Here is a 5482-nt window from a genome sequence, read left to right on the forward strand (position 1 = left end):
TACAGGTTTCGATCTTGACCAGCGGGTCACCCAACTTGTCGATCGTCTGTTGGTGATACTGGTTTGCAAAGAGGTCATTCTTAATGGCGCTGCGTTTCTTCATGGTGGTTAGCTCAGTAGACCAGCTTCCGATAACTTTATCAGCAAAATCAAACTCGGCTTAGGTTTTTCGAGGTGCCCTCAAGATTATCAATGTAAATTAAGCAATAATTAAAGCTATTCTATTCTTAAACATTAACAAAAAAGTGGCTAAAGTAATATATAATTAGTCGCTTTTAATATGCTATTAATATAAATTATCATTTAAAATAGTTATCGAATTCATTATATCACTACAACAAAATAACGCTTATATTGTTATCAAAATAGTAACGGTTCATGTTTTATAGTATTAAAAAATTAACTTGAACAATAAAATAATAATTTATAAATTTTGCATCTCAGAATAAAAGTATAAAAATTATAACATAAGTCAATATTTTTGACCGAAGATGCATTGCAATATACTGAAGCTAACTAATATAATGAATAATGATTAATTTTGTTGCAATTTAGCTATTTTATAATAGAAAAAAAATGTTATTTATTTTCTCACAATAACAATCCGAGAGCATAAAAAGTGATTTAATTTAAAAATCAATCTACGTGACATTTTAATCAACCATGAATTAACAAAAAAACAAATATTTTAACACTAACATCCACTTTAAATTAAGTGAAACGATTAATAACATAAAATTATTATGGAGATGACAAAAAAATTTTTACTTTATGCATCATAAACTCTGCATTTAATGCTGTGCTAATTAATTAAAATCCGGCGGAGGACTATGTGCGATTAATCAACGTAGCAATTATTGCATGGTGCTTTTCTATCATCATGTATTCCACTGGATTCTTTTGGGTTTGTTTTAGCTGTGGATTAGTCTCTAGCCTGCTAATTATCTATCATTTTAGGAGAAATATTTTGTTTAAGAAACGGGAAATTGAAAGTACAGAAAATAAGCAAAGCACAGAAAATAATCTTGAAAACAAAAGTGACAAGAAAACTATTATATGCTCTGAAACTTGTTTCACCGGCGATATTGTCTCAGACGCAGATATACTTATTGATGGTAAATATATCGGCAATATTTTATGTAAAGAAAACACGGTTATTGTGACAAGAACTGGCATAGTAACAGGCAGCATATTAGCCAAAAAATCGATTATCGATGGAAAAATTGATGGTCGTGTTGAATCAAATTTAATTGAAATTCAAAAAAATGGCATGATCGAAGGTGAGATTTATAGTGAAAATCTGTCTATTGAAGATGGTGGGTTCTTTATTGGCATATCGAAAAAAATTACAGTAGATCTGAACAAAAAAATACCAGAACGAAATAACGTGCAAGAGCATAAAAAACATCAAAAAATTGATGCTACCAATGCGATTGCCCTAAAAGAAAAGAAAGAAAAAGTTTCTTAATCACTTATCGAACAGGGATCAATGGAAGCATTAAATATGTTTCCAGTTGTAATATTTGCATTAGGACGATATATAATGGATAGAGTAAATAAGCCTAATTATCAATCAACAGCAAAAATAGATGACCGTATTTATAACGATTCAAAAGCATGACCGGTTGGTCTTGCTGGAAAATTTAATCGTGTTACCAACAAAGTAGAAGTTTCATCCAATAAACCATTGATAACACCTGAAGATAAAATCTATCTTAACCGTATGTTTGATCGCTGTTTTTCTTATGCCGAAAAATATACTCACTTAAAAAAATAAAATAACAAACAGTCCAACTAAATGGATAAGCCGTTATTTTAACAACTGTTATTTTATTGGTTGGGCTGTTGTTAGTTGGCTATTTCCAAAAAAACTTAAGTATACTTGAGTATACAACTAACGCCTGATTGGCGTTTGGCTTTCTAGAGCTGTAGCTGTCCGTTTGAATTGCTAGATTGATTGCATAATAAAAATTCGCATAATATACAACGCCGTTATGTTGAATAGCCGTCTGCGAAAATATCTCCTCGCAGACGGCGGCCATTTATACATAACGCCATTGTGCGAACCTGCGTTTATACTGTTAATGGGCTAAAAATGTTCCTTTGTAATCGGTTTTAGCTCAAATTTACAGGTTAATCTAACCATAATAGGTAAGGCATCAATACGGCTTTTGAATATATGCCCCTCGTCAAAATTTTCTGAGTATTCAACGGTTTTAATTGAAGGTTTTCCCTTAAATTTCAGATAGCGGTTGTTGTCGACATTGAAGATTTTGTAGCCAATAATATTTTGTTGCTTTTCTGATTCCAGTACAATTTTAATGGCATTCATTGCCACCTTTTTCATCTCCTTTATTTTTCTTTTGTCCATAAGTTCCTCATCACAATTATGGATGTCATTACACAAAACCGTCTCATTTAAATATGACATATATTATGAAGGCTAAGACGATAAATATGACTAAGCTTGTGGCTGTAGTTTTCACTCTAATTGTTAAGTAAATGTTACGTAATCAAGAGCACATGACTCTAAATTATGTACTCTTGTTTCAAACACGAGTTTCGCACAGGCATATAAAATTCTAAAAATGGCTTAAAAGCAATGATTAATCTGCAAGTTACTAAAAAACATAAATTTTCTTAAATTACAATAAGTTGTATTTGATTTATAAGGTTTTGACTATTTATATATCATGCTGAATTAAACTTAAAAATAGAGCGTTTTTTTATTGGTGCGAAACTCGTGTTCGATTAAAACATCACGGGTTTTGGTTATTATCGCTTCTTTTGTTGGGTTATTTCCTGCCTGAATGATGACATCCTTATTTAAAGCATAAAAGTTAGCAAAATGATTAGCGGCGGTCTGTATTCTGCTCGTTTTGTCCTGGTCAGGGATAAAATAGAAATGTTTATCGGCATTCGATTCAAAGGCGTTAATCGGTTCAGCGCCGAGGGCACGTGCGATTTCACTCGTCAGCCCTTTGTTTTTACGGCTGGCGCTATCTAATGCAATAATCGTATCGCCCTCGGTATATGACCGATTAAGTAATGCCGCAACTTTGTTAAGGGGTAAGTGTTCAGACTGGTAAATCCCGATTAATTGCCGTTTATTGTTATTTTTATGGATGGCATTTAAATAGTCATCAATGCTGATGGTTTTTACTTTCTTATTGACATGTTCCTGTAATTTATCGCTGATTTTTTTATTCGGCGTAATAATCACGGTATTTAACTTATTTTCTTTCGCCAAGCCATGAAGTTCCTCGATAACCTGAATTTCATGGGTGAACCCGCCTTTAAGATTAACCAGATTAAATCTGACATTGTTTTGGGTAATATTTTTGGCTAACGTGCTTTCCTGTGCTGTTGTTAATTCATGTTTACTGTACCGCAACTGATTAATTAACGTGCTGACCGTATTTTCCTGTTTAAGATGGTTTTCTGTGGTTAACAGCGTGCTTTCTGAATTAAGTGGTACGAGATTGCCCTGTTTAATCTCCTTGTTAATTTCCTTGCGTAATGTTTCTAATACTTTCGTCTGGCAAGGAAGGCGATTAATGACATGGGTTAATAATGCATCATAGGAAAATCGGGTGTTTTTATCCGATAGTACCTTAATCGATTGCTGGATGGCCTCTTTAAGGTTAACTTCTGGCGTTGATGGGTTGATAGTTTCTGCTTTTTTCACTTTATCCGCTGAATAACCGGTTTTTGCGAGCACCGCTTGCCATTCTTTATGGAGTGTCTCAACATTGGTAAAGGTTTTTGCTTTACGGGTCGCTAACACGGCGGCACTCTTTTGTTTAGCGGAAGCCGTTTCGCCTACCGCCTCGACAACCTCTTTTCGCCTGGATGAAAAAGGTTCAGTTGGTACGCCTTCTATTTCCCATAGGCCATTTTTCCCCGTTGAAATAAACGAATACCCCTGTTTCTGCAAACTTTCTTTTAGGTGCTGGCGATAAATAGACCCAAAAGTAATCTGTAAATCGCGGATAATTTCGTTAAATCCATTACGATTGATGGTATCTGATGACAGTGTTTTCCAGCCTTTCTTATCTGACCAGGTGGCATTGATTAATAAGGCATGGGTATGTAAATTAGGGTCGAGATTGCGATTAGTGGTATGCATAAACAGGGCAGCAATTGTATTGCCGGTCATTTCCGTTTGTGTGACCCCTTTTGTCATTGTGCGGGTTGAGCTTATATTTTCAATCTCTTTGAGGGCTGATGCCACCGCTTGTTTATGTGCGTCAAGCACCGCAGTATTGCCTTCAACCAGGGCTAATACCGAGACACTTTTGGGGGCAGAAAAGGTTAAATCATAGCCTGGTCGATGCTGATTTTTACCCGTTTTATTAAAGGTTAACTGCGTGCCATCCGGTAGTTTCCCTTCCAGCATCTGCTCAAAGGTGTTTCTATCCACCGTGCCGGTTAATCCTAACCGCTCAGCGCCTTTACCAAACCACCCAGTGCCTTCTTCACCGACAAAGTAATAGTTATCCTTTTCCTCATAATAGTTGGCACTGGCGGAAGCGCCGCCACTGGTGAGATTTTTGACCGACAGCATAGTCTAAACCTCCTTCTCGGTGCTTTTTTCATGTCTTAGGTTGTTGTTTGTCTCCTGTGCGGGGTTATCCAAGTTGTTCTCTTCTGCTTCTAATACCGGTTTGCCGGTTTTTGCGGTGCCATAATAATTAACCGGCTCAACATAATGGGTCTGTTCAGGGGGTGTTATTTCCATCATCTGCGGGTTGTTGGTCTGGTTTTGATTGTTTTGGTCTGATTGCGTGCGACGACCGGTGACCAATTTATCCACTTTATTTTCAATTCCCGATTTATTCAGTTCCTGCTCAATCTGATTATCAAAAACCGCGGATACATCGCGCTCAATTTTCCCTGCGGCAATCGTTTCATATTGCCTGTGTTCCAGCGTGAGTTTGACAATCGGCACATTCCCGCGGAGCGAGACAAAGCACTCCAAATCATCCAGATTCTGAATATCAGAGAAGCTGACAATTTTTTCACGGGTATCTTCTTTAGAAAAGTTTACACCATCCCTGATGGTATCCACCCCATAGCTATACTGGTCGCGGAATTTCAGTAAACGGGTCTCACCCAGTTCTTTTTGTACCCACTCGGCCACGCTGCCACTTATATCTTGATCATTGACTGTCAAAGGTTAATGATCCCCAACTGATCATTGGGATGTTACCGGTGAGTTTGTACGCTGCCTTAAGCTTAGAGCTTGTACCTCAGATTAAACCCTGGTGACATATTCATCATCGTCTTCAAAACCGAACGGTATCTTGTGCTACGAGCACGTATTTATAAGGAAGGTTAGGACGATATATTCAATTATCTGTTTTTCATGAGAGAATTTACCATGATCAAAACCTCAGTGGGTATTGATGTCGCTAAATTAAAATTCGATGTTGCAGTATGGGTTGAGAGAAAAAAATATAAAACAAAGGTGTTTTCAAAT

General features: G+C 36.5%; 4 protein-coding genes. 1 reads left to right on the top strand and 3 read right to left on the bottom strand.

The features are described from left to right. The first annotated feature begins 967 nt into the window (after positions 1 to 967). A complete protein-coding gene (locus tag CBG25_RS10560) occupies positions 968 to 1468 on the top strand; it encodes a polymer-forming cytoskeletal protein (protein WP_290606531.1) in 501 nt (166 codons plus the stop codon). Positions 1469 to 2089: 621 nt separating this feature from the next. On the opposite strand, the gene CBG25_RS10565 is transcribed toward CBG25_RS10560, so the two are convergent. The 3 genes from CBG25_RS10565 to CBG25_RS10575 all read right to left on the bottom strand — a co-directional run bounded on the left by CBG25_RS10565 (position 2090) and on the right by CBG25_RS10575 (position 5176). Then, positions 2090 to 2371 (bottom strand): hypothetical protein, encoded by a 282-nt coding sequence (locus CBG25_RS10565; protein ID WP_290606533.1) that lies wholly within the window; start codon positions 2369 to 2371, stop codon positions 2090 to 2092. Positions 2372 to 2707: 336 nt separating this feature from the next. After that, positions 2708 to 4567 carry a MobF family relaxase gene (gene mobF, locus CBG25_RS10570; protein ID WP_290606535.1) on the bottom strand — a complete coding sequence of 620 codons (1860 nt, stop codon included), beginning with the start codon at positions 4565 to 4567 and terminating at the stop codon, positions 2708 to 2710. 3 nt (positions 4568 to 4570) lie between these two features. After that, positions 4571 to 5176 (bottom strand): type IV secretion system DNA-binding domain-containing protein, encoded by a 606-nt coding sequence (locus CBG25_RS10575; protein ID WP_290606537.1) that lies wholly within the window; start codon positions 5174 to 5176, stop codon positions 4571 to 4573. Positions 5177 to 5482: the final 306 nt, after the last annotated feature.

This window comes from Arsenophonus sp. ENCA, from assembly GCF_002287155.1.
Lineage (GTDB): Bacteria > Pseudomonadota > Gammaproteobacteria > Enterobacterales > Enterobacteriaceae > Arsenophonus > Arsenophonus nilaparvatae.

Coding starts and splice junctions, on each gene's coding strand:
- CBG25_RS10565 (WP_290606533.1), bottom strand. CDS start 2,371: ATGGACAAAAGAAAAATAAAGGAGATGAAAAAGGTGGCAATGAATGCC.
- mobF (WP_290606535.1), bottom strand. CDS start 4,567: ATGCTGTCGGTCAAAAATCTCACCAGTGGCGGCGCTTCCGCCAGTGCC.